General features: G+C 66.0%; 1 protein-coding gene and 1 pseudogene. Both read right to left on the reverse strand.

Annotated elements, in window-relative coordinates:
• Positions 1-241 precede the first annotated feature (241 nt).
• A complete protein-coding gene (locus tag AHiyo1_RS00385) occupies positions 242-922 on the reverse strand; it encodes a FadR/GntR family transcriptional regulator (RefSeq protein WP_059387243.1) in 681 nt (226 codons plus the stop codon).
• Positions 919-2,183 (reverse strand): annotated as a pseudogene (locus tag AHiyo1_RS00390) (MFS transporter). The gene AHiyo1_RS00385 and the pseudogene AHiyo1_RS00390 overlap by 4 nt, the downstream one beginning before the upstream one ends.
• Positions 2,184-2,353 lie beyond the last annotated feature (170 nt).

The following is a 2,353-nucleotide window of genomic DNA, read 5'->3' on the forward strand; positions in this document are numbered from 1 at the left end:
TAGATGCCCGGGCCACTGCGGACGCTCGCTCAGCTATGACGGCTTTTCGTGAAACCCCCGCTCACCTTTGGGGTGTTTCCTATAGACGGTCGCTCACATGATGTGAGCGGGCGTCGGTCAAAACCGCGATAGATGTGAGCGGGCGTCGGTCAAAACCGCGACAGATGTGAGCGAGCGTCGGGGAAAAGCCGGTCAGATGTGAGCGAGCGTCGGGGAAAAACCAGCCATGTGTGAGCGAGGGTCAGTGCGTGAGCCATTCCGCGGCGAAGTCCAGGTTGCGGTAAACGCTCGCGACGGCGGCGGCCTCGTCGCGTGCCTCGATGGCGTCGGCGAGCTCGTCATGGCCTTCGTGGGGGATGCCGTTGAAGCCGGCCTTGCGTTGTTGGCGCAGGAGGTCGTCGTGGAAGACCCCGCCGAAGGACACATACAACTGGTGCAGCAGCGGGTTGCCCGAAGCCAGGGCCACCCGTTCGTGGAAATCCCAGTCCGCCCGGGCCCAAGCGGGGTAGTCGGCCGCGAGCCATGCGTCGTGGCGTACTTGGAGGAGGGCACGCATTGCGGCGATGTCCTCGGCCGTGGCGTGCTTCGTGGCCAGTCGGGCGGCCTGGGTGTCCAGCCCCACCCGGACCTCGACCACGTGCTCCTGCGTGTGTTCCTTGTACATTCGTTGGGCCGCGCCGGAGATCTCGCTGGTGGCCCGGACATAGGTTCCGTCGCCGCGGCGAACCTCCAACATGCCGCTGTGCGCCAAAGCTTTGATGGCTTCGCGGAGCGTCCCGCGCGAGACTCCGAGCGAGGCCATGAGTTCCGGCTCGGCCGGGATCTTCTCCTGCAGGGGCCACTCCCCGGACTGGATCATGGTGCGCAGCTGGCGGGTGACCTCATCGGCCAGGACGGGCCGGTGCGAAGGTGTGAGGCTCATGCGACAGGCCTTGGCCCGGCCTTGATCGGCGTCCGCTTGCTGGTCAACTGGTGGCAGGTGACCATGAGGCCAGGGCAACCGCGGCAAGGAGCGCCAAGGGGAGCGTCCAAGCACCGGTGGCGCTATGGAGCAGGCCCATGCCGAACGGACCCCAAGCCGCAATCAAGTACCCCACGGACTGGGCGACGGTGGACATGGCGGTGGTCTCCGCCGTCGTACGCCCGCTGCGGCTGATGATCACCAGGACCAGGGGGAAGATGCCCAGCCCGAAACCGAACATCACGGCGGGAACCGCGGCGAACGACGTCGGGAGCAACAGCATTGCGGGGATTGCCAGGAGGGTGGTCCCGCTACCCAGGTACAGGGCGGGGCGCATCATGCCGGGCCGCGAGCCGATGGCCAGCAGGATCATGCCCGCTGCCACCGAAACCAGCTGCATGAGCCCGAACTGGAGGCCGCTCTCGGAAGCGCTCAGTCCTTGGCTCGTCAGGATGTAGGCAAACCAGCTCATCACGGCATACGCCAGGAGGGCCTGCAACGTGAAGATGGAAGTGATGAGGAATCCCAGCCGGGTGCGCAGGAGGGGCCACATCGACACGTGCTCCTGGCTGGCCTTCCGTGAAGTGCGATGGGTGTGGAGGACCATCGGGAGGAAGCCAAGAAGTGCGGCGACGCCAAGGAGTCCCCATGCGGCCAGGCCCATCGAGGGCGAGCCCAGCTGTTGGGCCAAGGGGACGCTGACCGCTGCCGCGAAGGTGGCACCTGCGGACATCGTGAAGGTGTAGAGGCCGGTCATCATGGACGTCTTGCTTGCATAGTGCTCGCGGATGTACGACGGCATGGCCACGTTGCACACCGCCAGGCCGGACATCGCCAGCACGGTCCCGGCGAGGAGGGCGCCGGTCGCGGGGATGCTGCGGACGAGGAGTCCGGCGGCCAGCATGGCCAGCGCAACGAGGATGGACTTCTCGACGCCGATCCGGCGCGACAGCCACGAGGTTCCCAGCCCTGCCACGGCGAAGCACAGCAAGGGGATCGACGGAAGAATCGACGCGACGAGCGCCCCGTAGCCGAGGAACGCCTGCAAATCGTGGAACAGCGCCGCCGCGCTGGTGATGCCGGCGCGCAGGTTCAGGCCGATCAGGATGACGGCGACGATCCCGACGACGGCGACCACCCGGGATTTCGGCGCCACCGTACCGCCGCTGGTGGGCACAGTTGTTGCTTCCGTTGCGTGGGGAGTCGGGTGAGTCGAGGCCATGCTTAAAGGTTAGACGTTTGATGTTTGGTGCGGGAAGTTTTGTGGTGAATCTCTCCACGCTGCGCAGGAGCCCAACTGACTCGCACTTAATGTCGTATTCAGCCCCGAAAACGACAACAAATGCGAGTCAGTTGGCCGACGGCGGCGGGGCTGGCCGACGGCGGCAGGGG

This window comes from Arthrobacter sp. Hiyo1, from assembly GCF_001263615.2.
Classification (GTDB): Bacteria; Actinomycetota; Actinomycetes; order Actinomycetales; family Micrococcaceae; genus Arthrobacter.

What these genes read in the sequence shown, in the direction of transcription:
- AHiyo1_RS00385 (WP_059387243.1), bottom strand. Translation starts at nt 922, where the DNA reads ATGAGCCTCACACCTTCGCACCGGCCCGTCCTGGCCGATGAGGTCACC.